Below are 25,795 nucleotides of genomic sequence, written 5' to 3'. Positions count from 1 at the left end.
AACCATACGGCAGTATCCTGCTGGGAGACCTATAAGATGGTGACGAACAACACATCGACTCTAGCACCGAAGGACCAACAATTTCCCAATGGACTCGAGGTAGCAGACTACGTAGGTTGGGAAAGCTGGGATTATCGGCGGTGGGCGTGGGAATTTCTCCGGCGCAACAACAACTTCCGGCACGCCTGCAATTCGCTACCGGACGATCAGGAGGCTCGCACTGCCAAGAAACGCGAAATCGCCGGGATGTTTGGGCTCCGTCGATTCAAGCACTATGCCGAAGCCTACGATGAAGGCAAATCCGCCGAATTTAGAGCACTGGCGGTATCACCGCGCCCCAAAGGACAGTCCACATCATGGTCGCGCGAGTTACGCAATGACGAAGTCTGCATCGTTTTCAATCTGCGCCCATCACTCTTTGGCAGCGATGCGCTCGACCTCCAAATGAAGAATGCACGGCGCATCATTGAACGGCGGGCGGACGCGCTTCGAACGTCGCTTGGGGTAGACAGAAGAGCCGCCGCACCGAGACCCACGGCGAAGAGCCTTCTCCGCAAATTGAGGCTCCTGGATGCCCGGCATCTCGATATTTCATGGGTAGATATCGCGGAAGCGCTTCGAACCCGACCCGGTCAGGATCTGTTCGAACTGAAAGAGGCTGAAAGAAAAGCATACGAACCCGCCGTCGAACTCGCTGAGTACGGGTACCTGGCTTTACTGACATCGAAATCCAGCAGAAAAAGCCTGCAACCGAAGGTCGGCAAAGTACCGACAGCCTGACAAAGCGACAACGGTCCGGCACCGAGCTTACCGGAGAAGACGGAGACGACTTTGGGTGAAGTTGTCTCCTCGAAATGCCTACTCTGAGATGGAAAAATCGAATCCATGCCGTTCCTCACACGGCGTTTTTCGAGGCCCATCCATGAATGAAAAGCATAGTACCGTCGAAGACAAATTGTCCGGCCGCGAGTTGGGTCAAGGCCAATTAGTCCGCATCTTGCCTCGCCCCGAAGTCGAGCGAGTTACAGGAATCTCCCGCTCGCTCATCTACGAGCTTGCGAGAGCCGGATCATTTCCCAAGCCGGTTCGCCTCACGTCCAACAGAGTCGGGTGGCTTGAACACGAGGTCCAGGAATGGATTCGAGCAAAGGCCGCGCTTCGAAAGTTTGAATAATCCTCACCCCTCTCTTTCGATGCCTACCTGACACATTGTCGTGCACGCCACCGGCCTCTACGGCAAGCATTGGCGTCCAGCAGGCTCTGTAATACATACCCTGTATAGCCAATATGACCCATACACAATGGTGAGAGATATGAGTAGCAATGCAGATCAAATACTCCCTGAGAAGTTCCAAGTCAACGTGGATACAGTGTGCTTCTCAGTAACGGGAGTACAGATGGACGTAGATGAAGTGACGAAAGTCCTTGTTTCAACGCCGGGAGGTGCTCAGCAACAGATTACCAATCGGAAGTCCGTGGCGGGAAAATACGGACGCCACGCCCTGCACTATCGCGTGAAATCAAGGTCTCCACATGACCACGAGTTGTTCGTTGAAGGCTCTCCATTTGCAAATCAATATGGACAGAATGTCTGGTCGAGCGGCAGCGTCAAACTGGCTTGCACATCTACCGTCCGGCGCCTTGTCCGCGAACTGAACATCGACGCAGCATCCGATAAAATCGCCGCATGGAGCGAAGGAAACATCGAGTTGCATCGCGTCGATCTTGCAGTGAATTTTCGGCTCGATTCGAGTCAACGGGTCGACGAGGCACTGACCGTACTCAAGCACATCCTGGTTGCCAAGCGTCGACAGTGCAGCACGCACCGCCGCTATGCCGCATATCGCCCCAAGAGTGGCAAGCAATATCAGATCGCTGTCTATGACAAAGGGGACCAACTGTCGCTGAAGAGTTCAGGCGACCATGCTGGCGATTTGTTTCGCAATCTATCTAAGGAATGCGAAGGAATTCTCCGAATCGAAGTCAGGTTGCGACGCGCTGAACTTCACAAGCTTGGGCTACCCCTCGCCCGAGACTGGCAGTTGGATACGTCTCGCGAGGTATTCCGCAAATATTTTGCTCGGCTCCCGCTGCACGACGTCACGTTTGGCCCTCTGTCTGCCGCGGACTTCGAGGGCATTGACGAGCGTAGGCGTCCCGCAATGGCATTACATAAGCTCGGAGTTGATTGGAGATTGATCTACTGCGCACGAACACGCGCGCGTCACAAGGCATATTTCAAGGGACGCGGCATTGACTTGGATTGCCCAAACCTCCCCGGACCAGCGATCTCGCTTGCAGAGTTGCTATCGAAACCAGATGCGATAGCAAAAACTCCCCGTTGGTTGATCGAGGCAGGCATGGCACCACGACGCAGTCGCAAACGGCCGCAAGCAAGCTCTAATCGCACGAGCTAGGCGCGACCAGAGTTACCGCGACGCAAGCTCCCTAGCGAGCGTAAGCAGATTTTCCTTGTGCTCGCTAGGCAAACGCCCATACAGATCGATCAACTCCGCCAACTCCGGATCATCAGCATAGAGATATGCAACGGAAACCCCGAGGACAGCAGCCAGCCGCTTCGCGAACTGATAATCAACTTTGTGAATTCCCAGTTCATATCGGTTGACTCGGGTACTGGCAACGAAGGGGTCCAACCCGGCCGCGATCCCGAGTTGCTTCTGCGACATTCCCACTCTCAGGCGAGCCCCTTTCAGGCGCGCACCGAAAACCGACGTTTCCTCGCTGGACATCCCGTAGCCCGTTGACTGCAAGGCTACGAATATCGTTGCATCAACACGTCTGGCATACTACGTTTTTCGTAGTTTTCGATGCTTGTCGATGTCTGGCCGGCATTCGTGCAGACGTTGCCAACTGAAATTCACGGAACAAACATGAGAACACCTGCCCAATTCTTAGCAATGGCGCTCGCACTCGCATCAGCGTGTGCGAGCGCTCAAACCGCCGCCGACTTCCAGGATCAAGTTGTCGGTCAGATAGTCGGGAACGTATGCAAAAATGAAATGAGGAATGTTGGCGTCTTCGCAGGCTCCCGCGCCAAAGGAAAAACCCGTGACGAGATGCTTGTCGCAATCGACGAAGCCGTGACCTCGCAGCACCAGACACCCACAATGGCGCAGTTGCATCAGTTGATGCTGAACATCGCTTATTCGGGCCCCGTCGTTAAGAGCGACCAAGACCCACAACTCCGTGTTGTGATGGCCAAAGCTCATCTTGCCTGCGTGCAGTACATGAACTCCGCCGCAAGTGGCTTGCAATAGCATTGCAAAAAACCTTTCAGAGCCGCCCGTCATCACGGTAGCGTTGCAACTGCTGCGGCAATCGAGGCCGGCGGAATCAGACATGCAGATATTCGCCGGCTTCGTACCAACCCCGCCGCCATCAGGGAATGACAGACCCACTCGCCGGTCAACCGTAGCAGGCCTGTCTCGCCCTCGAAAATGGTGAGCATCAACACCTCACTGTTCGGCGCACCTGCGCCACCCCTCCACGCCATCCCTCGCTTCACAATGCCTCACGACACTTCACTACGTGTCACTTCACATCACCACGCATCACCACACCTCACAAAGCCAGAAGACCGTAACCACAAACCCCCTATCTTTTGGGAAATATATCATTAAAATTCAATGACTTATAAGTCATAGCGCAAAGCTATTTCCGTGATATCGCGCCGGTCGCTGCTAGATATCGGGGAAATTTTCCATCCGACACTAGACATTCTCCGATCGATCCAGTAAATTCGAGCATAACCCTCAAAGGAGGCCGGAATGTCCGATCCAATTCAACTTGCAATAGCCAAGCTACAGGCGAAATTGCTCGACCAGGAGCGGGCTGTGGCCAAGACCAAAATGGTCATCAACGAACTCTGCGAGATCGAAGGGTTGCCGCTGTTGTACGAGCTTGAAGAAAAGCAAACGCAGGGCACCGCGAACCTTGCGATTCGGTCAGACCAGTTCTATGGTCAACCGCTCGCGGCTGCGATACGAGCAATTCTGGAGTTGCGTAGAAAGCTGGATAAAGGGCCCGCAACGGTAAACGAGATTTATGCAGCCCTGATCGAAGGCGGGTTCGCCTTCGACACGCGCAACGAAGACAATGCCAAACGAGGGTTACGGATCAGCCTGTCGAAGAATTCCGTAACTTTTCATCGCTTGCCGAACGGCAAATTTGGCTTGCTTGAATGGTATCCGGCGGCAAAAACTAAGCGGCCGGCGAAAAACGGCAGTGGGTCCGATGAGGAAGATCTCAGCGGCGATGCGACGCCGGACGAAAACGAAGAACAGGATCAGACCGAACGGCCCACCGAGGCCACGGAAGGCGAAGACAACTGATGGCGAGCTGCGGAGAGCACGACATGTCATAGAAAGTAAGAAGCCCCGACGCAAAACTCTGGCAGGAGTTCAGCGTCGAGGCTTGCTTGGCACAGACCGGCTAGCAACCGGCCTTGGAGCATAAGCGCTCCAGGTGAATGAGGGCGACCCAAGCACCTGCACCGTCTGGTTAGGACAACCTGAGTGTATACCACTTAGGTACCGCAGGCAAACGACTGCCCTCCAATCCATTTCGATTGGAGGTGCCGCCATGCGCGGACTTACCACGATGAAAACCGTCTATGTGACGGCATACACTCGGTTCCGATTCGGTCGGGTCGAACATGTATGCCAGCACTGGCGGTCACATCCCGGTCAGTTGAGTCTCTTCGACTAACCCGGGAAGCAGTTGGTGCTGGACACCAAGTGCTTAACAACGGAGGGGCACAGACGATTGTCGCCCCTCCACTTCTTCTAGATAGATACCTCTGCGGGCCCGCCGCCCCTGTCACCCCTTGGTAGGGGCAACCAGAACCCAACCGCGTTAGCCTAGCAAAGCACCTAAGCTACCGCTGCGCCGTGCCCCCCCTTGCACCAGCCCGCCACATGATCGACCCCATTTTATTTAGGTTGCGCCTTAGCCGGGCAATAGTGCCACCACCAAGCCAGCCTGATAGGCCCCTTGCATGCCCCCTAGCCCCCCCCAAACCGCCCGGCAGGGCCCTTACAACCCCGCCCTAGCCGTTTGGCAGCTGACAGGCCACACTGCCGGCCACGCCAAGCCCCAACATGGCAGCCACACACAATAAACCGTATACAAAACCGTATACAAACGTTCCGCATCTCGAAAAACACCAGAAAATTGCGGGGAAATTCATCAAACTTTCCGTTTAACGTCTGAGCGTTGCTGTCGCATCGAGCGTAAAAAAGCCCGCTGAATGCGGGCTTTTTCTTTTCGACGGCGGAAGACCGACTCATTCCCGACCGACGACCTTCAGCGTCCCGGACAGATGCAGGAACTGTCCATCCTTCATCGCGATGTTCGTATCCACCGCACCGCGTTCGAAATCCTCGACGTGCACGACGTTCGAGCCGGTGGACGGCTCATGCCAGTACACCATGTACACCTGCGGACGGACCTCGCGCGCCGTGTACTGCACCGTATCCGTCACGCCCTTGAATTGGCCGGCCGTGCCGACGAACGACATCGTCCTGTCGTCCTTGAAGTTCAGGTCGAACGCGGTAGCGCCGAACTGCACGCGCACCGTCTTGCCCGCCGCGGGGAACGGCGCCGGCGCGGGCCACTGCATCTCGCCCTTGGCAACTTTCGCGCTCAGCTCGAGCGACGGCTTCTCGCCGAGATCCGGGTAGCGCGCCTCCATCGCCGCGATCAGCGTCGTCGAATCCTTCGCGCGCGCCGCTTCCTGGTCGAACGCCTTCACGTAATTCCGCGTGAACGCGACGCCCGTGGTGAACGGCTGGCTGCCGTCGCGGTTCGGCAGGAAGTGGCCGGGCACGACGCGCGCCGGCTTCAGCGCATCGATCCGGTCGAGCGTTGCCAGCCAGTTCGCGTGCGACAGCGGCGTCTGCGTGTCGGCCATCCAGACATGAATGTTCGCGGCGACCGGGATGCCACCGACCACGGTCCGCGCGGAAGGAATCCACACGAACGTGCGATCGGGCGTCGGGCCGTCGAGCCCGACGATGCGCAACGGCTCGCCGTCGACGCGCAGCGTATTGCCGTCGAGCGGCTGCGGCACGATCACCGAAGCCGGCGCGTTGTCCTTCAGGATCGGGCCCCAGTAGGCGAGCTTGCCGTCCTTGCTGGCCTCGATCGCGGCGACGGTCTGCGGCGTCGCGACGATCTTCGCATCCGGGAACGCCGCGTGAATGGTTTCCAGCCCGAAGTAATAGTCGGGGTCGCTGTGGCTCACGTAGACGGCCTTGAGCGTCTTGCCGCTCGCCTTGATCCGGCTCACCAGCGCCTGAGCGTCGTTGCGCTGGAACTGGGCGTCGATCAGGATCGCCTCGGTCTTGCCCGAAACGATTTCGGACGAAACCGGGAAGATCGCATGCGCGCCCGGATTGTAGACATCGACGGTCAGCGGGGCAGCGATGCTTGCGGATGCGGCGCCGAGCAGCGCAGTCGCCGCAAGTGCGGAAGAAAACAGATGACGGATCGACATGGTCGGACTCTTGATTGGTGGTGAGCCCGTAGAATAAATGAAACTGCCTCGGTAACAAATATCCCGCTTGTCGATGATTTATCTCCCAACAGGAATGAATCGACCGCGACGCGGCCGTCCGAGCGGACGCCGGCCGGGCCGTTACCCGGTAATCCTTGATGAACAAAAAAAGCCCGGCCGGCACACGCCGGTCGGGCCACGATACTTCCGGGCCGTATCACTCAGGTGCTATCGGATCCGGCCGCTCGCGCGCTCACGTCGCCGACACCCGCCGCCCGGCGTTCGCCTGCGCATCGCGCCCACGCTTGTTCAGCCACGACGCGAACAGCACGATCAACGCGAGCACGGCCGTCGCGCCGACTTCCATCCGGTGCTCCTCGCTGACGAACATCACGGTCAGCGTGCCGCAGATGAACAGGATCACGGCCCACGTGAGCCACGGGAACAACCACATCCGCAGCGTCAGGTCGGCGCCGCCCGCTTCGAGCGTCTTGCGCATCCGCAGTTGCGAGATCGCGATCACGAGATACACGAGCAACGCGATCGCGCCCGACGTCGCGAGCAGGAAGCCGAACACCTGCTCCGGCATCAGGTAGTTCGCGATCACGGTCAGGAAACCGAACGCGGTCGACGCGAGCACGGCCGCGCGCGGCGTGCCGGTCGAATCGGTGCGATGCAGGAAGGCCGGCGCGTCCTTGCGCCGGGACAGCGAGAACAGCATCCGCGACGCGGTGTACAGCGCCGAATTCAGGCAGCTCGCGACCGACACGAGCACGATCACGTCGATGATCGCCTTCGCGTTCGGGATGCCGATCAGCTCCATCGCGCGCTGATACGAGCCATGCTTCGGCAGCAGCGGGTCGTTCCACGGCACGATGGCCGCGACGACGAGGATCGAGCCGAGATAGAACAGCGTGATACGCCAGATGACCGAGTTCGTCGCGCGCACGATCTGGCGTTGCGGGTTGTCCGATTCGGCGGCCGCGATCGTCACGATCTCGGTGCCGAGGAACGAGAACATCGTCGTGAGCATCGCCGCGAGCACCGCGCTCGCGCCGTGCGGCATGAAGCCGTCGTGCACGAACAGGTTCGACACGCCCGACACGGTCGGCGCAGGAATGATGCCGACGATCGCCGCACCGCCGATGCACAGGAACACGACGATCGCGACGACCTTGATCAGCGCGAACCAGAATTCGAATTCGCCGTAGTTCTTGACGGAAAAGAGATTGGTGATGGTGAGCAGCAGCGTGATGCCGAGCGCGAAGATCCACGTCGCGATGCCCGGGAACCACGCATTGAGAATGGTCGCGGCGGCGGTCGCCTCGATCGGGATCACCAGCACCCAGAACCACCAGTACAGCCAGCCGATCGTGAAGCCGGCCCAGTGGCCGATCGCGCGATCGGCATAGGTCGAGAACGACCCGCTGTCCGGATGCGCGACGGCCATTTCGCCGAGCATGCGCATCACCAGCACGACCAGCACGCCCGCGATCGCATACGCGAGTATCGATGCCGGCCCGGCTTCCGCGATCGCGTGGCCGGAGCCGACGAACAAGCCCGCGCCGATGACGCCGGCAATCGACATCATCGTCACGTGACGCTGCTTCAGGCCGGTGCCGAGGCCTGTGTTGCTTCCACTCATCTGTCTCTCTCCAAAAAACGGTTCCGATACGACCGGGTGTCGCGTGAAGGCGGCGCGGGGAGTTGTCGTTCTTGAATCCGGCTGCGACCGCGCGTGCGTCGCACGCGGGCATGGGCCGGATGGGGCCGTTCCGGCCGGGCCGTCCGCGCAGTCTGCGAAGCTGCGGGTGCGATGCGGCGCACCGGGCGCCGGCGCATCGCGTACGCCCGTTCCGTCGGCTGTCGTCAGCCGCCTTCGAAGCGAAGGAGTGTAAGCATCAAACGGTTCTTCACTAAGAACCAATTGAAGCATTTCGATGGAACCACTCGTTGCATCGATGCGAACCGATGCAACGCTTGCTCCGGTTCGGCCGCGCCTCGCGCGCCGGGCGCGCCGTTCAGTTCGCGTCGCGGGCGGCGGCTTCGTTCCGCCACTGCGCCGGCACGATTGCGTGCCATTCTCGCAGAAGCAGGTTTTTCACGGCGTCCGGATGCGCAGCCGACAGGCGCACCAGCACGATCGGCCAGCCGACATAGTGATCGGTCACGTAATACACGTCGGGCGCCGATTCGATCAGCCACGCGCGCTCGTCGGGGCCGACGCCCTTCACGACGAGCGTGTCGCCGTCCTCGCGCAGCCGCGCGAGCAGCTTGCCCTTCACCTTGAGAGCGGGCGTGCCGTACGACCTGCCTTCCTCGACGCCGCGCCACGCCAGTGCGATCTGCCGGACTTCGTCGAATGTCACGATGCCTCCCCGACCATGCGTCGATGGTTGACGATCCGGCCACCCTACCGGAAATCGCGCGACGCACCCAGCCTCGCGGCGCTATCCGCCGGCCGCGCGGGCGGCGGCCGGCGCACGCCCGGTGGTCGCGACGATCGCGAACGCGATCGCATTCGCGGCGGCGCTCGCGAGGATCGGCATGAGATAGCCGCCGCCCGCATCGTAGATGAAGCCGGCGGCGGCCGGCCCGACCAGCGTGCCGAACGCGACGCTCGTGTACAGGATGCCGATGATCGCGCTCACGTTGCGCCCGCCGAAATAGTCCATCACGACCGCCGGCAGCACGGCGACCCAGCCGCCGTAGAACACGCCGAACACGAGCGCGAACGCAGCGAGCGTCGCAACGGTGCCGGCGCCCGCCCACGCGACCAGCGCGACGGCCATGCCCGCGAACATCGCGAGCAGCGACGCACGGCGGCCGAAGCGGTCGGCGAGGCCGCCGAGGAAGAAGCGGCCGGCCGTGCTGCCGACGCCGATCGCGCCGAGCAGCAGCACGGCCGTCGACGGCGCGACGCCATGATCGAGCGCGTACGGCACGAGGTGAACGAACGGGACGAACACGCCGAACGAGCAGACGAGGCAGGCCGCGTAGAGGCTCGCGAACGGCCGCGACGTGACGGCTTCGCGCACCGCCGCGCCGGCTGGCGCGTTCGCGGCGGCCGGGGAAGCACCGGCATGCCGGCCGCCGCCGTCACGGGCGACCTCGCCGTCCGGCAGCAATCCGCGCCCGCGCGGGTCGTTCTCGATCAGCAGCGACATGCCGGCCCCCAGCACGAGCGCGATCGCGGCCAGCGTGAAATACGCGCCGCGCCAGCCAACCTGCGCGATCAGCGCGGAGGCGAGCGGCGGCATCACCAGCGTGCCGACGCCGATCCCCGCGACCGCGAGCCCCGACGCGAACCCGCGCCGACGCACGAACCAGCGCTGCACCGCGCCGACGGCCGGCACGTACGCGCAGCCGACGCCGAACCCGACCCCGAGCCCGTACGCGACGTAGACCTGCAGCAGCGTGCGCGCCGCGCCGGCGGCCGCGAGCCCCGCGCCGGTCAGCAACATCCCGACCACGGCGAGGCGCCGCGAGCCGAAACGATCGGCCAGCGGCCCGCTGACGATGCCGAAGCCGAAGTAGAGGAAGCCGGCGAGCGAGAACACGAGCGAGATCTGGCCACGCGACGCGGCGAAATCCCGCTGCAGCGACTCGACGAACGCGCTGAACGTGTACGCGCTGCCGAATCCGACGAACGTGACGGCGAACGCAGCCGCCACCACGTACCAGCCGTAGAAAAGGCGCGATGCGCCCGGGCGGTTCATGACGATGCTCCTTTCGGGTTCCACCGGCTGCCGGGCGGCGTCCGGATTGCCTCGTGGATATAGTTGAACTATGTTGATCGCATCGGCCGCCGGCGGGCAGCCGTGAAACGGGCGATCCGATGCGTCAACGGTACTCGCGCGTACGCGTCGTCTCAAACGATATTTCGTCGACCTTTCGCTTTAGAAAAACTGAATGAACCGTTCGCGCCTGCCGCCGCTCAATGCGTTGCGCGCCTTCGAAGCCGCCGCCCGCCACCTGTCGGTGAAGTCGGCGGCCGAGGAGCTGTCGGTCACGCCCGGTGCGGTGAGCCAGATGATCCGCACGCTCGAGACGCATCTCGGCGTGCAGCTGTTCGAGCGCGTGAACCGCGGCATCCTGCTGACGGCCGCCGGCCGCGACTACCTGCCGCCCGTGCGCAACGCGTTCCGGCAGATCGCCGACGCGTCGCAGCGCGTGTCGGGCGCCGCCGACAGCGGCGTGCTGACCGTGAGCGTGACGCCGTTCTTCGCATCCGCGTGGCTCGTCCCGCGCCTCGCGCAGTTCCGGCAGGCTTGCCCGGACGTCGACCTGCAGGTCGTCACGAGCCACGCGCTCGCGGATTTCGCGCGCGACGGCGTCGACGTCGCGATCCGTCACGGCCTCGGGCGCTACATCGGGCTCTGCAGCGAACGGCTGCTGACGGTGGAAATCGTCGCGCTCGCGTCGCCCGACCTCGTCGCGCGGCTCGGCATGCCGGCGACGCCGGCCGAGCTCGTCGGCTGGCCGCAACTGCACGACGCCGAACGCAAGGGCTGGCACATCTGGTTCGGCGCGCAGCGAATCGACGATTTCGGCCCGCCGCGCGGCCCCGCGTTCGACGACTCGGGCCTGCTGCTGCAGGCGATCGTCGCCGGCCAGGGCGCCGGGCTGCTGCCGGCGGCGATGGTGCGCGGCGAACTGGCGAGCGGCCGGCTCGTGCAGCTTGCCGACGTCGCATGGCTCGACGATTTCGCGTACTACCTCGTCTATCCGCCGCATCACGCGGAACGGCCGAAGGTTGCCGCGTTCCGCCGCTGGATTCTCGATGCCGCGCAGACCGACGGCGCGGCGTCGATGGCCGGCGCGGCGTAGCGTCGCGCGGCGTAGCGTCGCGCGGCGCCCCGGCGCCGATCCGCTAACATGCGGCGCGGGCCATCGGCCCGACATCGATAACAACGAACAGAACGAGAGAGACCATGCGTGCCCTGCTTCGCCGCGCGACCCACGTCGCGACCCTGTCCGCCGCGCTTTTCGTCGCGTGCACCGCGTTGCCGCCTGCCGCGCACGCCTATCGCGCGTCGCCCGGCTACGGCAACGAAGCCGATCTCGACCGTCACGACACCTATCGCAACCGCGACGGCGAAACCGTGCATGCGCCCGCGCATTCGAAATCGGGCCGCGTGCCGGACGGCGCGAGCGCGCGCTGCCGAGACGGCACGTACAGCTTCAGCCGCCACCGGCGCGGCACCTGCTCCGGGCATGGCGGCGTCGCCGCGTGGCTGTGAGCGCGGGTCGGCCGAATGGCCTGCGCGGTGCCAGCGGCAGCCGGCGGCGAAGTACAATACGCGCTCGCACCGCCTCGCCCCGCGCGGCACGCTCCGTACCGAATCACCCGACGCCGCCAGCCCGCGCGCTGCGCGGCCGTCTCAACCACTTCTGACTTTCACACCGAAATGGCCCAATACGTTTTCACGATGAACCGGGTCGGCAAGATCGTGCCGCCCAAGCGCCAGATCCTGAAGGACATCTCGCTGTCGTTCTTTCCCGGCGCGAAGATCGGCGTGCTCGGCCTGAACGGCTCGGGCAAGTCGACGCTGATCCGCATCATGGCGGGCGTCGACAAGGACATCGAGGGCGAAGCCACGCCGATGCCGAACCTGAACATCGGCTACCTGCCGCAGGAGCCGCAGCTCGACCCGACGAAGACTGTGCGCGAAGCCGTCGAGGAAGGCCTCGGCGACCTGTTCCAGGCGAACAAGAAGCTGGAAGAAATCTACGCGGCCTACGCCGAACCGGACGCCGACTTCGACGCGCTCGCGGCCGAACAGGCGAAATACGAAGCGATCCTCGCGTCGAGCGACGGCGGCAGCCCCGAGCAGCAGCTCGAAGTGGCCGCCGACGCGCTGCGCCTGCCGCCGTGGGACGCAAAGATCGAGCACCTGTCGGGCGGTGAGAAGCGCCGCGTCGCGCTGTGCAAGCTGCTGCTCGAGAAGCCCGACATGCTGCTGCTCGACGAACCGACCAACCACCTCGACGCCGAATCGGTCGACTGGCTCGAGCAGTTCCTGGTGCGGTTCCCGGGCACCGTGGTCGCCGTCACGCACGATCGCTACTTCCTCGACAACGCGGCCGAGTGGATTCTCGAACTCGACCGCGGCCACGGCATTCCGTGGAAGGGCAACTACAGCAGCTGGCTCGACCAGAAGGAAGAGCGCCTGAAGCAGGAAGAAGCGTCGGAATCGGCACGCCAGAAGGCGATCAAGAAGGAACTGGAGTGGGTGCGCCAGAACCCGAAGGGGCGTCAGGCGAAGTCGAAGGCGCGTATCGCGCGCTTCGAGGAGCTGAGCAGCCAGGAATACCAGAAGCGCAACGAAACGCAGGAAATCTTCATTCCGGCCGGCGAACGCCTCGGTAACGAAGTGATCGAGTTCAAGAACGTCAGCAAGTCGTTCGGCGATCGCCTGCTGATCGACAACCTGAGCTTCAAGATCCCGGCCGGCGCGATCGTCGGCATCATCGGCCCGAACGGCGCCGGCAAGTCGACGCTGTTCAAGATGCTGACCGGCAAGGAACAGCCGGATTCGGGCGAAGTCGTGATGGGCCCGACGGTGAAGCTCGCGTACGTCGACCAGAGCCGCGACGCGCTCGACGGTTCGAAGACGGTGTTCGAGGAAATCTCGGGCGGTGCCGACGTGCTGACGGTCGGCAAGTACGAAACGCCGTCGCGTGCATACATCGGCCGCTTCAACTTCAAGGGCGGCGACCAACAGAAGATCGTCGGCAACCTGTCCGGCGGCGAACGCGGCCGCCTGCACCTCGCGAAGACGCTGATCTCGGGCGGCAACGTGCTGCTGCTCGACGAACCGTCGAACGACCTCGACGTCGAAACGCTGCGCGCGCTGGAAGACGCGCTGCTCGAATTCGCGGGCTCGGTGATGGTGATCTCGCACGATCGCTGGTTCCTCGACCGGATCGCGACGCACATCCTCGCGTTCGAAGGCGATTCGCAGGTCACGTTCTTCGACGGCAACTACCAGGAGTACGAAGCCGACAAGCGCGCGCGCCTCGGCGAGGAAGCCGCGAAGCCGAAGCGTCTGCGCTACAAGCCGATCAGCCGCTGACCGGTGCGGCCCGGGCATCCGGCGCCGCGCTCACGCGGGGCTGGACGCCGAAGGTGATCGAAGGAAGCCGCATCCGGAACGGCACAACGAAAAAGCGGGCCCATGGCCCGCTTTTTTTCGCCTGGCGCTCGTCCCGCCGCTTACACCAGCGCGCCCAACTCGCGCAGCCGCGCCTCGGTCGCCGCCGCGCTCGTGTGATGAATGCCGTGCCAGCCGAGCGCCGTGGCGGCCGCCGCGTTCTTCGCGTTGTCATCGATGAACACGAGTTCGTGCGACGCGATGCCGGGCAGGTGCGGCTCGATCCGCGCGTGCATCTCGCGGTAGATCGCCGGATCGGGTTTCACGAGCTTCACGCGGCCCGACACGACGATGTCCTTGAACCGGCGCAGCACCGGGAAGTTGTCCCATGCATACGGAAACGTCTGCGCGGACCAGTTCGTCAGCCCGAACAGCGGCATTCCCTGCGCGTCCAGCCGGTCGACGAGGGCCGCGCCTTCTTCGAGCACGCCGCCGATCATCTCGTGCCAGCGCGCATAGAACGCGCGGATCAGCGCTTCGTGCTCGGGAAACTTCGCGACGAGTTCGGCCGTGCCTTCCTCGATCGTCTGCCCGCCGTCCTGACGGACCACCCAGTCCATCGCGCACACGTGCGTGAGGAACCAGCGGCGCTCGGCGTCGTCGGGAATCAGTTCACGGTAAAGGTACTCGGGGCTCCAGTCGATCAGCACGCCGCCGAAATCGAACACCACTGCCTTGATCGTCATGCGAACTCCGTAGCAAGCACGTCCGCGAGCGGACGCGGCGTCACCGCGTTGCCCGACAGCGAATTGTTGTTCCAGATGAAGTGATGGTGCGCGACGATCTGCGCCGCCGACAGGTGGACGCGCTCGTTCGTCGTGTGCAGGTCGGACACGACGGTCGTCCGGTAGCCGAGCAACGCGGCGCGGCGTGCGGCCGAATCGACGCAGAACTCGGTCGCATAGCCGCAGATCAGCACCGAGCGGATGCCGTGGCGATCGAGCTGCGCCGCGAGCGGCGTGTCGTGAAACGCGTCGCTCGCCTGCTTGCGCACGCGCCAGTCGTCGCGACCGACGACCAGCCCCGCATGCAGTTCCCAGCCCGGCGTGCCGGGCACGACGTCGTCGTCCGCGTCGCCGTCGTGCTGCACGAAGCACACCGGCGCGTTCGCCGCGCGCGCCGCCGCCGTCAACCGGTTGATGCCCGACACCACGTCGTCGAGCCGGTACGCGGGCCGCGCCCGCTCCACCAGCCCGCGCTGCATGTCGACCACGATCACCGCAGTGTCCGCCATTGCCTGCCCTCGCTGTTATTGTCCGGCCGTCGTTCGATCGCTATCCGATCGCTGTCCGATCGCGATCAGCCGCTATCCGGCCCTGCCGCGCGTTGCGTCAGATCGGCTGCGTGCGCGCGTCGAGCCACGCCTTCGCGTCGCCGCTCACATGCCGGCCGACGCGCTCGCGCACCGTCGCGTGATACGTGTTCAGCCACGCGCGCTCTTCGTCGTGCAGCATCTCGATCAGCACGCAGCGCGTGTCGATCGGGCACAGCGTCAGTGTCTCGAACGCGAGGAAATCGCCGAATTCCGTCTGCCCGGCCGCGCGGTTCACGACCAGGTTCTCGATCCGGATGCCCCACTGGCCCGGACGGTACACACCCGGCTCGATCGACGTGATCATCCCCTCTTCCATCGCCGTGTACGGCTCGGCCGGCGCGTAGTGCGAGATCACCTGCGGGCCTTCGTGCACGTTCAGGAAGTAACCGACGCCATGCCCGGTGCCGTGGCCGTAGTCGAGCCCGGCCGCCCACATCGGCGCACGCGCGATCGCGTCGAGCATCGGCGAGCGGATGCCGCGCGGGAAGCGGGCGCGCGACAACGCCATCATCGACTTCAGCACGATCGTGAAATCGCGCCGCTGCAGGTCGCTGACGGTGCCGACCGGCACGACGCGCGTGATGTCGGTCGTGCCCGTCACGTACTGGCCGCCCGAATCGATCAGCAGCAGGCCGTCGCCGGCGATCGTCGCGTGCGACTCGCGCGTCGCGTGGTAGTGCGGCATCGCGCCGTTCGCGTTGAAGCCGGCGATCGTCGCGAAGCTCGCCGACACATAGCCGGGGCGCCGCGCGCGCGCGGCCGTGAGCTTCTCCTCGATCGTCAGCTCGGTGATCGTTTCGCGATTGACGGCCTGTTCGAACCACGCGAAGAATTCGGCGAGCGCGGCGCCGTCATGCTCCATCGTCACGCGCACGTGCTCGATCTCGGCGGTCGTCTTGCGCGACTTCGCGAACGTCGACGGATTCACGGCCTCGACGAGCTTCACGCCGGCCGGCACGGCCTCGAGCGTGCCGAACGTCACGCGGCGCGGGTCGATCAGCAGCGTCGCGCCGTCCGGCAGCGCCGCGAGCGACGCACGCGCGGCGTCGTAGGCGCGGACGTCGACGCCATCCTGCGCGAGCGACGCGGCCAGCGCCGGCGGTACCTTGCCGTCGGCGACGAACAGCGTCGCGCGATCGGTGCCGATCATTGCGTGCGCAACGAATACCGGATTGAAATTGACGTCGGCGCCGCGCAGGTTGAACAGCCACGCGAGATCGTCGAGCGTCGACACGAAATGCCACTGCGCGCCTTGCGCGTGCATCGCGCGGCGGACGTCGGCCAGCTTGCTCGCGCGCGTCGTGTCGGCCTGCGGCGCCACGTGCTCGAACACCGCATCGCCGGGCAGCCCCGGCCGCTCGGGCCAGATCGCATCGAGCAGGTCGACGTCGGTACGCAGCGCGATGCCGCGCGCACTCAACGCGGCCGTCAGCCCGCGCGCGGCCGCGACGCCGAGCACGGCGCCGTCGACCCCGACCGTCGCGCCCGCCGCCACGTTCTGCGCGAGCCAGTCGACGTGCGGCGCGCTCTGCTGCCCGCCCGTCATCTTCATCAGTTGCACGCCCGTGCCCGCCAGTTCGGCGTCGGCCTGCACCCAGTAGCGGCTGTCGACCCACAACCCCGCGAAGTCCGCGGTGACCACCAGCGTGCCGACCGAGCCCGTGAAGCCGGACAGCCAGCGGCGCGCCTGCCAGCGTTCGGGCAGGTATTCGGACAGGTGGGGATCGGCGGACGGCACGAGATAGGCGGCCAGGTTCTCGCGGACCATGGCGTCGCGCAATAGCGCGAGACGGGCCGGCACCGGCGAGACTTCGGGGAGACGGGCATTCATGATTTCACCTGAGAGCATTCAGCGACGGGCCGACAGCGCGACCGTCACGGCTACGGCGAGGAACGCGACGCCGGTGCAGACCGGCCATTCGAGCGTCTCGCCATCGTAAAACAGTCCCGAGAGATTGCCGACCATGCGGGCGGCGGCCGCGCCCACGATGCCGACGAGCACCGCGACCCACCACGCCGGCCGGCCCGTGCGCCGCATCGGATGCAGCCAGCGGCCGAACAACCCGACGGCCGCTCCCAGGACAAGGATTCCAAACCAGTTCATTCGACGCCTTCTATAAATTCAGATTCGTCCCATAGGCGTGAACGTTGCCAGCGGCTAGCATCGATTCATCCATCGAACCCGAGACCAGCCGGGCGCCGCGAACATTCGAGTGTAGGGGCCGACTCGACGTTATGGCAAGCGCACACCGGCTGCCGTATTGAAGAAATTCTCATGCGAATCGCGCTGATCGATCCGGAGTCGCGTCACACCGCACTCCTGAACCGCCTGCTCTTTGCCGGCGGTCACGTGTGCCATGCTTTTCCATCCAGCGCCGCTTTCTTCGAGTGGCTCGCCGCCGACAACACCTGCGACATGCTGGTCACCGGCCACTGGGCCGGCGATCAGCCGGCGCAGGAAGTCATTCCGCGCGCGCAGGCGGTCCTGCCGGGATTGCCGGCCATCGCCGTGATGCAGTCGGCACGCGAAAGCGAAATCGTCTCGTGCCTGCACGCGGGCGCCGACGATTGCCTCGTGCGCCCCGTGAGCGGGCCCGAGCTGCTCGCGCGCGTCAACGCGCTGAGCCGGCGCGCCGGCGTTCGCCGGCCGCCCACCCGCTCGCGCGAAATGTACGGCGAATACGCGTTCGACGCCACACACTGCCTCGTGCGTTTCGGCGACGCAATCGTTTCACTCACGCCGAAGGAGTTCCGTTTCGCGCAGTTGCTGTTCACGAACCTGTCGCGGCCCGTGTCGCGCGCCCATATCCTCGAAACGGTATGGGCGCGCCGCCGCGACATGAAGTCGCGCACGCTCGATACCCACGCGTCGCGGCTGCGCAGCAAATTGCAGCTGCTTCCGGAGCGCGGCTACCGGCTGCTGCCGCTCTACGGCTTCGGCTACCAGCTTGACCGCGTACCGATCGAGCCCCCAAATTCGCGCCCCCGCCACGCTGATGCCCGGTATGCGGCGAGTGAGGAAATCGCTGAAACGCTATAATATGGGGCTAAACGATAGCCCTCGATATGCAACTCCTCACGATCGGAATCAATCACCACACTGCGCCTGTCGCCCTGCGCGAACGCGTGGCGTTTCCGCTCGAGCAAATCAAACCGGCTCTCGTCACGTTCAAGAACGTGTTTCTCGGCCCGCAGGCGCCCAATACGCCCGAAGCGGCGATCCTCTCGACCTGCAACCGCACTGAACTGTATTGCGCGACCGACGATCGCGCGGCCCGCGAAGGCGCGCTCCGCTGGCTGTCGGAGTATCACCGGATTCCGGTCGACGAACTCGCGCCGCACGTCTACGCGCTGCCGCAGTCGGAAGCGGTCCGGCACGCGTTCCGCGTCGCCTCCGGCCTCGATTCGATGGTGCTCGGCGAAACCCAGATTCTGGGCCAGATGAAGGATGCCGTTCGCACCGCGACGGAAGCCGGCGCGCTCGGCACCTATCTGAACCAGCTGTTCCAGCGCACGTTCGCGGTGGCGAAGGAAGTGCGCGGCACGACCGAAATCGGCACGCAGTCGGTGTCGATGGCCGCGGCCGCGGTGCGCCTCGCGCAGCGCATCTTCGAAAAGGTGTCGGATCAGCGCGTGCTGTTCATCGGCGCGGGCGAAATGATCGAGCTGTGCGCGACGCACTTCGCCGCGCAAGGCCCGCGCGAACTCGTCGTCGCGAACCGCACGGCCGAACGCGGCCAGCGGCTCGCCGAACGCTTCAACGGCCGCGCGATGCCGCTGGCCGACCTGCCCACCCGCATGCACGAATTCGACATCATCGTGTCGTGCACCGCGTCGACGCTGCCGATCATCGGCCTCGGCGCGGTCGAGCGTGCGGTGAAGGCGCGTCGCCACCGGCCGATCTTCATGGTCGACCTCGCGGTGCCGCGCGACATCGAGCCCGAAGTCGGCAAGCTGAAGGACGTGTTCCTGTACACCGTCGACGATCTCGGCGCGATCGTGCGCGAAGGCAACGCGTCGCGTCAGGCCGCGGTCGCGCAGGCCGAAGCGATCATCGAAACCCGCGTGCAGAATTTCATGCAATGGCTCGACACGCGCAGCGTCGTGCCGGTGATCCGTCACATGCATACGCAGGCCGACGCGCTGCGCCGCGCCGAAGTCGAGAAGGCACAGAAGCTGCTCGCACGCGGTGACGATCCGGCCGCCGTGCTCGAAGCCCTGTCGCAGGCGCTGACCAACAAGCTGATCCACGGCCCGACGAGCGCGCTCAACCGCGTCAACGGCGCCGATCGCGATTCGCTGATCGACCTGATGCGCGGCTTCTACCAGCACGCGCCGCGCTCGAACGACCAGTCCGGCCACTAGCGCCGGCCGGTCGCCCTGCCGCCGGCCGCGCATTGCCCTGCCGCCGGCCTATCCTTTCCGAATACCCTTGCCCGGGAGCGCCGCTCCACACCATGAAGACGAGCATGCAACGCAAGCTCGACCAGCTGTCCACACGGCTGGCCGAACTGAACGACCTGCTGAGCCGCGAAAACGTCACGGCCGACCTCGACCAGTACCGCAAGCTGACGCGCGAACATGCGGAACTCGGCCCGGTCGTCGAGCAATACGCGTTATGGCGCCAGTCGCGCAGCGACGAGGCGGCCGCGCAGGAACTGCTCGCCGATCCGTCGATGCGCGATTTCGCGGAAGACGAAATCCGCAGCGCACGCGAGGGCATGGCGCGCCTCGAGACCGAGCTGCAGAAGATGCTGCTGCCGAAGGATCCGAACGACGACCGCAACATCTTCCTCGAAATCCGCGCGGGCACGGGCGGCGACGAATCGGCGCTGTTCGCGGGCGACCTGCTGCGCATGTACCTGCGCTTCGCGGAACGCCAGCGCTGGCAGGTCGAAATGATGTCGGAGAGCGCGTCGGATCTCGGCGGCTACAAGGAAGTGATCGTGCGGATCGCGGGCCAGGGTGCGTATTCGCGGCTGAAGTTCGAATCGGGCGGCCATCGCGTGCAGCGCGTGCCGGCCACCGAGACGCAGGGGCGCATCCATACGTCCGCGTGCACGGTCGCGGTGATGCCGGAAGCCGACGAGATCGGCGAGGTCGAGATCAATCCGGCCGACCTGCGCATCGACACGTTCCGCGCGTCCGGCGCGGGCGGCCAGCACATCAACAAGACCGATTCGGCGGTGCGCGTCACGCACATCCCGACCGGGATCGTCGTCGAATGCCAGGACGATCGCTCGCAGCACAAGAACAAGGATCGCGCGCTGAAGGTGCTCGCCGCGCGCATCAAGGACAAGCAGTATCACGAGCAGCATGCGAAGGAAGCCGCGACGCGCAAGAGCCTGATCGGCTCCGGCGACCGTTCGGAACGCATCCGCACGTACAACTTCCCGCAGGGCCGGATGACCGACCACCGGATCAACCTGACGCTGTACCGGCTCGAGGCGATCATGGACGGCGATCTCGACGAACTGATCGGCGCGCTCGTCACCGAGCACCAGGCCGAGCTGCTCGCGTCGCTCGGCGAAGCCGACTGAGGCCACGATGCCCGACACCACCGCCGACGCCCTGCTGCGCACCTCGCCGCTCGACCCGGTCGATGCACGCGTGCTGCTCGCGCACGCGCTCGGCTGGACCCGCACGCAGCTGATCACGCGCGGCGACGCGCCGCTCGACGCGGCCGCGGTCGAACGCTACCGCGCGCTCGAAGCGCGCCGCGTCGCCGGCGAACCCGTCGCGCAACTGGTCGGGATGCGCGAGTTCTTCGGCCGCCCGTTCGACGTGACGCCCGACGTGCTGATCCCGCGCCCCGAAACCGAGCTGCTCGTCGAAGCCGCGCTCGATGCGATCGACGGGCTGCCGCACGCGGCCGTGCTCGACCTCGGCACCGGCAGCGGCGCGATCGCCGTGTCGATCGCGGCCGAGCGCCCCGATGCGCGCGTGTGGGCGCTCGACCGTTCGCCGGCCGCGCTCGCGGTCGCGCAACGCAACGCCGACAAGCTGCTCGACGCGCAGCGCCCCGGCGGCCCGCCGCACTGGCTGCAGAGCGACTGGTACGCGGCGCTCGATCCCGCGCTCGCGTTCGATGCGATCGTCAGCAACCCGCCGTACATCGCGCAGCACGATCCGCATCTCGCCCAGGGCGACCTGCGTTTCGAGCCGCGCGGCGCGCTCACCGACGACGCCGACGGCCTCAGCGCGATCCGCACGATCGTCGCGGGCGCCGGCGCCCATCTGAAGCCGGGCGGCACGCTCTGGATCGAGCACGGCTACGACCAGGCCGAAGCCGTGCGCGCGATCCTGGTGTCGCACGGCTTCGTCGCGGTCGAATCGCTGACCGATCTCGCCGCCATCGAACGCACGACCGGCGGCCGCCTGCCGGGCTGATGCCCGGCCCGCCCGGTTGAAATCCGCTATCATTTCGATCTAACGCCCCGCAAACGCAAGGTCAGTCATGGACACCCAACAACGTATCAAGCAAATCGTCGACGAAAACCAGGTCGTGCTCTTCATGAAGGGCAACGCGCAATTCCCGATGTGCGGCTTCTCGGGCCGCGCCGTGCAGGTGCTGAAGGCCTGCGGCGTCGACCAGTTCAAGACCGTCAACGTGCTCGAGGACGACGAAATCCGCCAGGGCATCAAGGCCTTCTCGAACTGGCCGACCATCCCGCAGCTCTACGTGAAGGGCGAATTCATCGGTGGCTCGGACATCATGATGGAGATGTACCAGTCGGGCGAACTGCAGCAACTGTTCGCCGCCGCGTAACACGCGGCACCCGTCCCCCTTTCGATGGCATCTTCCAGCGCGCCGCCACGCCGGTTGATCGTCGCGATCACCGGCGCCACCGGCGCGATCTACGGTGTGCGGCTGCTCGACCTGCTGCGCGCCGCCGGCGGCGTCGAAACACACCTGCTGATTTCGAACGCCGGCTGGCTCAACATCCAGCATGAACTGAAGCTGCCGAAGGCCGACGTCGAAAGCCGTGCGGACGTCGTGCATTCGGTGCGCGACGTCGGCGCGACGATCGCGTCGGGCTCGTTCGCGACCGATGGCATGGTGATCGCGCCCTGCTCGATGAAGACGCTCGCGAGCGTCGCGCACGGGCTGTCCGACAACCTGATCACGCGCGCGGCCGACGTCACGCTGAAGGAGCGCCGCCGTCTCGTGCTGATGGTGCGCGAAACGCCTTTCAATCTCGCGCATCTGCGCAACATGACCGCCGTCACCGAAATGGGCGGCATCGTCTTTCCGCCGCTGCCGGCGTTCTATGCGATGCCGAAGACGATCGAGGAACTCGTCGATCAGACCGTCACGCGCGTGCTCGACCTGTTCGCGCTCAGCGCGCCGCTCACGACACCGTGGGCCGGCATCCGGCACGCGCAGTAAGCCACGCCTCTTCTGCGCGCATCTCCGCCGATCCTCACCACAACTCCGTCGATTCCACGCCTTCCGATGCCAGCCGGCAATCGGAAGGCCGCTGTCGTCACGATTATCAACAAACAAGCACCAATCAAATTCAAGCGCGCCGATTTATCAATGCACGGTGCGCGCCTATAGTCACAGGCAAACTCTTTCGCAGGTCACCACCATGAACCGCTTGCCTTCGCTGTACCTGTCCCACGGCGCCCCGACGCTGCCGATCGACCCGGCGCTGCCGTCCGGCGCGTTCACGCACCTCGGTGCCGAATTGCCGCGCCCACGCGCGGTACTGATGCTGTCCGCGCACTGGGGCACGCAGCGGCCGGTCGCGAGCGTCGCCGCGCATCCGGACACGATTCACGACTTCTACGGTTTCCCGCAGGCGCTGTACGACATCCGCTATCCGGCGCCGGGCGCGCCCGACGTGGCCGAACGCGCGGCCGCGCTGCTCAACGCAGCCGGCATCGCGACCGCGACGACCGAACACGGCCTCGATCACGGCGCGTGGGTGCCGATGCTGCTGATGTTTCCGGAAGCCGACGTGCCGGTCGCGCAACTGTCGATCCAGCCGCGCGCGGACGCCGCGCATCACTTCGCGCTCGGCCGCGCGCTGCGGCCGCTGCGCGACGAAGGCGTGATGGTGATCGGCTCGGGGCAGATCACGCACAACCTGCGCGCCGCCGATTTCGGCGCCGCGCCCGAGGATGCGGACCCGCGCGTCGCGGAATTCACCGACTGGTTCGAGGCGAAACTGGCCGCACGCGACGTCGACGCGCTGCTCGACTACCGCCGGCAGGCGCCGCACGCGGCGTTGATGCATCCGACCGACGAACATCTGCTGCCGGTCTTCACGGCGCTCGGCGCGGCGGACGACGACTACCGGCTCGGCATCCAGTCGCTCGGCACTTACCAGCGCGTGCTCGCGATGACGAACTACGTGTTCGCGAGCGCCGGCGCCTGAACCTGAACGGGGGCGCCACCGCCGGGCCAGTAAAAAGCCCGCCCGAGCATCGCTCGGGCGGGCTTTTTTCGCTGCATCCTGCCGCCGCCGAATCCGGCGGCAGGTCAGGCGTCAGGCACCGACCCCTTCGAGGATCTCGTCGTGCGACTCGCGCTCGTCGAGATACTGGGTCCGGTAACCGGTATTCACGCCCCAGAAGTAGAACACCAGCGAGATCGCCGCGACGACCAGCATGTCCCAGCCGTACGGCAGCAAGCCATAACCGCCGAATTCCTTGCTGCCGATCAGCGACAGCACGGCCATCGTCGGCAGGTACGCGACCAGCCACCATGCGGCCTTCAGGTCGGCGCCCCAGCCGGTCCAGCCCGACTTCGCCTGGAAGAAGAAGTACACCGGCAGCGCAACGATCATCAGCAGGATGATTTCACCCGTCAGCGGCCACTTCGCCCAGTACAGGATCAGCGACGCGCACACGAACGCGAACGGGGCGATCAGCTTCATCAGCGGAATCGACAGCGGGCGCTCGATGTCGGTCGCCGAGCGGCGCAGCGCCATCAGGCTGATCGGGCCGGTCAGGTACGAGATCACCGTCGCCACCGAGATCACTGCCGCGAGCGAGCTCCAGCCGCGGAAGAAGAACAGGAAGATGAACGACACGAGCAGGTTGAACCACATCGCCTGGCGCGGCACGCCGTAGATCGGGTGCACGTTGCCGAACATCTTCGGCATCGTGTTGTTGCGCTCCATCGCGTAGATCATGCGGGTGGTCGTCGCCATGTAGGTCGTACCGGTGCCGCTCGGGCTGATGAACGCGTCGACGTACAGCAGGATCGCGAGCCAGTTCAGGTTCAGCGCGATCGCGAGTTCCGCGAACGGCGACGAGAAGTTGAAGTGCGCCCAACCCTTCGCGACGTCGGCCGGGTTCACCGAGCCGATATAGGCCATTTGCAGCAGCACGTAGATCACGAGTGCGAGCAGGATCGACGTGATCACCGCGAACGGCACGCTGCGCGCCGGATTGCGCGCTTCACCGGCCAGGTTCACCGGGCTCTGGAAGCCGTTGAACGCGAACACGATGCCGCTCGTCGCGACCGCGGTCAGCACGGCCGACCAGCCATACGGCGCGAAGCTCGTATTCGACGCGGTGCCGAGGTTCTCCGCGTGGAAGCTCGTCAGCATCAGGCCGAGGATCGTGAGGCCCGGAATCAGGAACTTGAAGATCGTGATCGCGGTGTTCGCCCGCGCGAAAGCCTTCACGCCCCAGTAGTTCAGCAGGAAGTAGACGACGACCAGCACGGCCGACAGCAGCAGACCGAGAGTCTGCAATTCGCCGTTCACGAACAACGCATGCGCCCACGGATACGGCCACGTGCTCATGTACTGGATCGACGCTTCCGCCTCGATCGGGATCACGGATACGATCGCGATCCAGTTGGCCCACGCGCTGATGAAACCCACCAGCGAACCGTGCGAGTACCGCGCGTAACGCACCATGCCGCCCGACTCGGGGAACATTGCGCCCAGTTCCGCATACGTCAGCGCAATCGCCAGAATCACGACCGCGCCGATGATCCATGCGCAGATCGCCGCCGGACCGGCGATCTTCGCGGCTTTCCAGGCACCGAACAGCCAGCCCGAGCCGATAATCGAACCCAGCCCCGTCAGCATCAATGCAAACGGGCCGATGTTCCGTTGAATAGAACTCTTCACATCCTCTCCTGTGTCTCAAAAAGCATGGTCGGCCTGCGGTCCGGGATCGGCTCGGACAGCACCGCGCACGCATTCTTGGGGGGACGGTCAACCCGATCGGGGCAACCCGTCCACGCGGCGCGTAGTTTAACGGTTGCACCTCGAACGTGGCGCCAAAATCGATCGGCCCCTACAAAAAATTCGCATCGCTTGCAAGCTTTGTAAACCCGATCTCCGCAATAACCCTGAGAGCATGGGAATACGGTTGACCATCAGACCGATTAGCCGTATAAAGGACTTCGCAGGATTTCAAGTGGCGAGTGAATTGGTTCTTTCGTAGTTCGCCCATCAACGGTACTCCGGTTGGTCCTATTACCCCTTCCTTGATTTTCCGCACCCCATGGGCTTCGGCCCCGTTTTATCTTTTTAGGAACAAGTAACATGGCAACCGGTACCGTCAAGTGGTTCAATGACGCAAAGGGCTTCGGCTTCATCACCCCGGAAGGCGGCGGCGACGATCTGTTCGCGCACTTCTCGGAAATCCGCGTCGAAGGCTTCAAGACGCTGCAAGAAAACCAGAAGGTTGAATTCGAAGTGAAGACGGGCCCGAAGGGTCTGCAAGCTGCGAACATCCGTCCGGTCTAAGCTTGGCGCGATAATTCGTGTAAAAAAGCCCCGCTTCGGCGGGGCTTTTTGTTTTTGCGCGCCGCTCGTCCGGCATGGCGGCTTATAG

At 64.6% G+C, this 25,795-nt stretch carries 25 protein-coding genes; 14 read left to right on the top strand and 11 right to left on the bottom strand.

Annotated features, from left to right (window positions below; genetic code table 11):
• Nucleotides 1-36: 36 nt before the first annotated feature.
• A complete protein-coding gene (locus MMB92_RS15300; protein WP_277562766.1) occupies nucleotides 37-780 on the top strand; it encodes a DUF6499 domain-containing protein in 744 nt (247 codons plus the stop codon).
• A 617-nt stretch (nucleotides 781-1,397) separates the two neighbouring features.
• Nucleotides 1,398-2,417 carry a phage/plasmid replication protein gene (locus tag MMB92_RS15290; RefSeq protein WP_277562764.1) on the top strand — a complete coding sequence of 340 codons (1,020 nt, stop codon included), beginning with the start codon at nucleotides 1,398-1,400 and terminating at the stop codon, nucleotides 2,415-2,417.
• A 12-nt stretch (nucleotides 2,418-2,429) separates the two neighbouring features.
• On the opposite strand, the gene MMB92_RS15285 is transcribed toward MMB92_RS15290, so the two are convergent.
• Nucleotides 2,430-2,750, bottom strand: a complete 321-nt coding sequence (locus MMB92_RS15285) for a helix-turn-helix transcriptional regulator (RefSeq protein ID WP_277562763.1) — start codon at nucleotides 2,748-2,750, stop codon at nucleotides 2,430-2,432.
• A gap of 186 nt (nucleotides 2,751-2,936) precedes the next feature.
• Nucleotides 2,937-3,362, bottom strand: a complete 426-nt coding sequence (locus MMB92_RS15280; RefSeq protein ID WP_277562762.1) for a hypothetical protein — start codon at nucleotides 3,360-3,362, stop codon at nucleotides 2,937-2,939.
• A 426-nt stretch (nucleotides 3,363-3,788) separates the two neighbouring features.
• Between MMB92_RS15280 and MMB92_RS15275 the strand changes: the two genes are divergently transcribed.
• A complete protein-coding gene (locus tag MMB92_RS15275; RefSeq protein ID WP_277562761.1) occupies nucleotides 3,789-4,352 on the top strand; it encodes a hypothetical protein in 564 nt (187 codons plus the stop codon).
• Between the two features lie 953 nt (nucleotides 4,353-5,305).
• Here the strand turns inward: MMB92_RS15275 and MMB92_RS15270 are convergent.
• The 4 genes from MMB92_RS15270 to MMB92_RS15255 form a co-directional block, all read right to left on the bottom strand.
• Entirely contained in the window at nucleotides 5,306-6,517 is a 1,212-nt protein-coding gene (locus MMB92_RS15270) for an MBL fold metallo-hydrolase (RefSeq protein WP_034201060.1), read from the bottom strand.
• A gap of 253 nt (nucleotides 6,518-6,770) precedes the next feature.
• Nucleotides 6,771-8,162 carry a GABA permease gene (gabP, locus tag MMB92_RS15265; protein ID WP_058901218.1) on the bottom strand — a complete coding sequence of 464 codons (1,392 nt, stop codon included), beginning with the start codon at nucleotides 8,160-8,162 and terminating at the stop codon, nucleotides 6,771-6,773.
• A 376-nt stretch (nucleotides 8,163-8,538) separates the two neighbouring features.
• Complete coding sequence (locus MMB92_RS15260) at nucleotides 8,539-8,886, bottom strand: MmcQ/YjbR family DNA-binding protein (RefSeq protein WP_058901217.1); 348 nt, start codon at nucleotides 8,884-8,886, stop codon at nucleotides 8,539-8,541.
• Between the two features lie 81 nt (nucleotides 8,887-8,967).
• The gene (locus MMB92_RS15255) at nucleotides 8,968-10,236 is read right to left on the bottom strand and encodes an MFS transporter (RefSeq protein WP_060263503.1); all 1,269 of its coding nucleotides are present in this window, start codon (nucleotides 10,234-10,236) and stop codon (nucleotides 8,968-8,970) included.
• Nucleotides 10,237-10,429: 193 nt separating this feature from the next.
• Between MMB92_RS15255 and gcvA the strand changes: the two genes are divergently transcribed.
• The 3 genes from gcvA (at nucleotide 10,430) to ettA (ending at nucleotide 13,596) form a co-directional block, all read left to right on the top strand.
• A complete protein-coding gene (gene gcvA / locus MMB92_RS15250; RefSeq protein WP_060214736.1) occupies nucleotides 10,430-11,347 on the top strand; it encodes a transcriptional regulator GcvA in 918 nt (305 codons plus the stop codon).
• 104 nt (nucleotides 11,348-11,451) lie between these two features.
• Nucleotides 11,452-11,760 (top strand): DUF3761 domain-containing protein, encoded by a 309-nt coding sequence (locus tag MMB92_RS15245; RefSeq protein ID WP_006494399.1) that lies wholly within the window; start codon nucleotides 11,452-11,454, stop codon nucleotides 11,758-11,760.
• 168 nt (nucleotides 11,761-11,928) lie between these two features.
• A complete protein-coding gene (gene ettA / locus MMB92_RS15240) occupies nucleotides 11,929-13,596 on the top strand; it encodes an energy-dependent translational throttle protein EttA (protein ID WP_006494122.1) in 1,668 nt (555 codons plus the stop codon).
• Between the two features lie 140 nt (nucleotides 13,597-13,736).
• Here ettA and MMB92_RS15235 read toward each other — a convergent pair whose 3' ends face one another.
• The 4 genes from MMB92_RS15235 to MMB92_RS15220 all read right to left on the bottom strand — a co-directional run bounded on the left by MMB92_RS15235 (nucleotide 13,737) and on the right by MMB92_RS15220 (nucleotide 17,093).
• Nucleotides 13,737-14,360: an HAD-IA family hydrolase gene (locus tag MMB92_RS15235; RefSeq protein ID WP_006494401.1), complete on the bottom strand. Its 624-nt coding sequence runs from the start codon at nucleotides 14,358-14,360 to the stop codon at nucleotides 13,737-13,739.
• Nucleotides 14,357-14,908, bottom strand: coding sequence for a cysteine hydrolase family protein (locus MMB92_RS15230; RefSeq protein ID WP_006482082.1), 552 nt, complete (start codon nucleotides 14,906-14,908; stop codon nucleotides 14,357-14,359). Before MMB92_RS15230 ends, MMB92_RS15235 begins: the two co-directional genes overlap by 4 nt.
• 97 nt (nucleotides 14,909-15,005) lie before the next feature.
• Nucleotides 15,006-16,820 carry an aminopeptidase P family protein gene (locus tag MMB92_RS15225; protein ID WP_034201063.1) on the bottom strand — a complete coding sequence of 605 codons (1,815 nt, stop codon included), beginning with the start codon at nucleotides 16,818-16,820 and terminating at the stop codon, nucleotides 15,006-15,008.
• Between the two features lie 18 nt (nucleotides 16,821-16,838).
• A complete protein-coding gene (locus tag MMB92_RS15220; RefSeq protein WP_277562760.1) occupies nucleotides 16,839-17,093 on the bottom strand; it encodes a hypothetical protein in 255 nt (84 codons plus the stop codon).
• 171 nt (nucleotides 17,094-17,264) lie between these two features.
• On the opposite strand from MMB92_RS15220, the gene MMB92_RS15215 reads away from it, so the two are divergent.
• The 7 genes from MMB92_RS15215 (at nucleotide 17,265) to MMB92_RS15185 (ending at nucleotide 23,373) form a co-directional block, all read left to right on the top strand.
• On the top strand, nucleotides 17,265-18,029 hold the full coding sequence (locus MMB92_RS15215; protein WP_006494404.1) for a response regulator transcription factor: 765 nt from the start codon (nucleotides 17,265-17,267) through the stop codon (nucleotides 18,027-18,029).
• 26 nt (nucleotides 18,030-18,055) lie between these two features.
• Nucleotides 18,056-19,354: a glutamyl-tRNA reductase gene (gene hemA / locus MMB92_RS15210; RefSeq protein WP_006482047.1), complete on the top strand. Its 1,299-nt coding sequence runs from the start codon at nucleotides 18,056-18,058 to the stop codon at nucleotides 19,352-19,354.
• A gap of 92 nt (nucleotides 19,355-19,446) precedes the next feature.
• Nucleotides 19,447-20,529 carry a peptide chain release factor 1 gene (prfA, locus tag MMB92_RS15205; protein ID WP_006494405.1) on the top strand — a complete coding sequence of 361 codons (1,083 nt, stop codon included), beginning with the start codon at nucleotides 19,447-19,449 and terminating at the stop codon, nucleotides 20,527-20,529.
• A gap of 7 nt (nucleotides 20,530-20,536) precedes the next feature.
• On the top strand, nucleotides 20,537-21,379 hold the full coding sequence (gene prmC / locus MMB92_RS15200; RefSeq protein WP_084749854.1) for a peptide chain release factor N(5)-glutamine methyltransferase: 843 nt from the start codon (nucleotides 20,537-20,539) through the stop codon (nucleotides 21,377-21,379).
• A gap of 67 nt (nucleotides 21,380-21,446) precedes the next feature.
• Nucleotides 21,447-21,758 (top strand): Grx4 family monothiol glutaredoxin, encoded by a 312-nt coding sequence (gene grxD, locus MMB92_RS15195; protein ID WP_006477066.1) that lies wholly within the window; start codon nucleotides 21,447-21,449, stop codon nucleotides 21,756-21,758.
• Nucleotides 21,759-21,782: 24 nt separating this feature from the next.
• On the top strand, nucleotides 21,783-22,379 hold the full coding sequence (locus tag MMB92_RS15190) for a UbiX family flavin prenyltransferase (protein ID WP_006482052.1): 597 nt from the start codon (nucleotides 21,783-21,785) through the stop codon (nucleotides 22,377-22,379).
• Between the two features lie 202 nt (nucleotides 22,380-22,581).
• Nucleotides 22,582-23,373 (top strand): class III extradiol ring-cleavage dioxygenase, encoded by a 792-nt coding sequence (locus MMB92_RS15185; RefSeq protein WP_006494408.1) that lies wholly within the window; start codon nucleotides 22,582-22,584, stop codon nucleotides 23,371-23,373.
• Between the two features lie 111 nt (nucleotides 23,374-23,484).
• Here the strand turns inward: MMB92_RS15185 and MMB92_RS15180 are convergent, their stop codons facing one another.
• Nucleotides 23,485-25,083: an APC family permease gene (locus tag MMB92_RS15180; RefSeq protein ID WP_006482046.1), complete on the bottom strand. Its 1,599-nt coding sequence runs from the start codon at nucleotides 25,081-25,083 to the stop codon at nucleotides 23,485-23,487.
• A gap of 420 nt (nucleotides 25,084-25,503) precedes the next feature.
• Here MMB92_RS15180 and MMB92_RS15175 point away from each other — a divergent pair, with 420 nt between their 5' ends.
• Nucleotides 25,504-25,707, top strand: a complete 204-nt coding sequence (locus MMB92_RS15175) for a cold-shock protein (protein WP_006477070.1) — start codon at nucleotides 25,504-25,506, stop codon at nucleotides 25,705-25,707.
• Nucleotides 25,708-25,795: the final 88 nt, after the last annotated feature.

This window comes from Burkholderia sp. IO2 (assembly GCF_029522185.1).
GTDB classification, from domain to species: domain Bacteria; phylum Pseudomonadota; class Gammaproteobacteria; order Burkholderiales; family Burkholderiaceae; genus Burkholderia; species Burkholderia cenocepacia.
The sequence above is the reverse complement of the archived record's forward strand: the minus strand, read 5'-3'. Positions and strand labels throughout refer to the sequence as shown.

Coding starts and splice junctions, on each gene's coding strand:
- MMB92_RS15300 (WP_277562766.1), top strand. CDS start 37: ATGGTGACGAACAACACATCGACTCTAGCACCGAAGGACCAACAATTT.
- MMB92_RS15290 (WP_277562764.1), top strand. CDS start 1,398: ATGGACGTAGATGAAGTGACGAAAGTCCTTGTTTCAACGCCGGGAGGT.
- MMB92_RS15285 (WP_277562763.1), bottom strand. CDS start 2,750: ATGTCCAGCGAGGAAACGTCGGTTTTCGGTGCGCGCCTGAAAGGGGCT.
- MMB92_RS15280 (WP_277562762.1), bottom strand. CDS start 3,362: ATGTCTGATTCCGCCGGCCTCGATTGCCGCAGCAGTTGCAACGCTACC.
- MMB92_RS15275 (WP_277562761.1), top strand. CDS start 3,789: ATGTCCGATCCAATTCAACTTGCAATAGCCAAGCTACAGGCGAAATTG.
- MMB92_RS15270 (WP_034201060.1), bottom strand. CDS start 6,517: ATGTCGATCCGTCATCTGTTTTCTTCCGCACTTGCGGCGACTGCGCTG.
- gabP (WP_058901218.1), bottom strand. CDS start 8,162: ATGAGTGGAAGCAACACAGGCCTCGGCACCGGCCTGAAGCAGCGTCAC.
- MMB92_RS15255 (WP_060263503.1), bottom strand. CDS start 10,236: ATGAACCGCCCGGGCGCATCGCGCCTTTTCTACGGCTGGTACGTGGTG.
- gcvA (WP_060214736.1), top strand. CDS start 10,430: ATGAACCGTTCGCGCCTGCCGCCGCTCAATGCGTTGCGCGCCTTCGAA.
- MMB92_RS15245 (WP_006494399.1), top strand. CDS start 11,452: ATGCGTGCCCTGCTTCGCCGCGCGACCCACGTCGCGACCCTGTCCGCC.
- ettA (WP_006494122.1), top strand. CDS start 11,929: ATGGCCCAATACGTTTTCACGATGAACCGGGTCGGCAAGATCGTGCCG.
- MMB92_RS15235 (WP_006494401.1), bottom strand. CDS start 14,360: ATGACGATCAAGGCAGTGGTGTTCGATTTCGGCGGCGTGCTGATCGAC.
- MMB92_RS15230 (WP_006482082.1), bottom strand. CDS start 14,908: ATGGCGGACACTGCGGTGATCGTGGTCGACATGCAGCGCGGGCTGGTG.
- MMB92_RS15225 (WP_034201063.1), bottom strand. CDS start 16,820: ATGAATGCCCGTCTCCCCGAAGTCTCGCCGGTGCCGGCCCGTCTCGCG.
- MMB92_RS15220 (WP_277562760.1), bottom strand. CDS start 17,093: ATGAACTGGTTTGGAATCCTTGTCCTGGGAGCGGCCGTCGGGTTGTTC.
- MMB92_RS15215 (WP_006494404.1), top strand. CDS start 17,265: ATGCGAATCGCGCTGATCGATCCGGAGTCGCGTCACACCGCACTCCTG.
- hemA (WP_006482047.1), top strand. CDS start 18,056: ATGCAACTCCTCACGATCGGAATCAATCACCACACTGCGCCTGTCGCC.
- prfA (WP_006494405.1), top strand. CDS start 19,447: ATGAAGACGAGCATGCAACGCAAGCTCGACCAGCTGTCCACACGGCTG.
- prmC (WP_084749854.1), top strand. CDS start 20,537: ATGCCCGACACCACCGCCGACGCCCTGCTGCGCACCTCGCCGCTCGAC.
- grxD (WP_006477066.1), top strand. CDS start 21,447: ATGGACACCCAACAACGTATCAAGCAAATCGTCGACGAAAACCAGGTC.
- MMB92_RS15190 (WP_006482052.1), top strand. CDS start 21,783: ATGGCATCTTCCAGCGCGCCGCCACGCCGGTTGATCGTCGCGATCACC.
- MMB92_RS15185 (WP_006494408.1), top strand. CDS start 22,582: ATGAACCGCTTGCCTTCGCTGTACCTGTCCCACGGCGCCCCGACGCTG.
- MMB92_RS15175 (WP_006477070.1), top strand. CDS start 25,504: ATGGCAACCGGTACCGTCAAGTGGTTCAATGACGCAAAGGGCTTCGGC.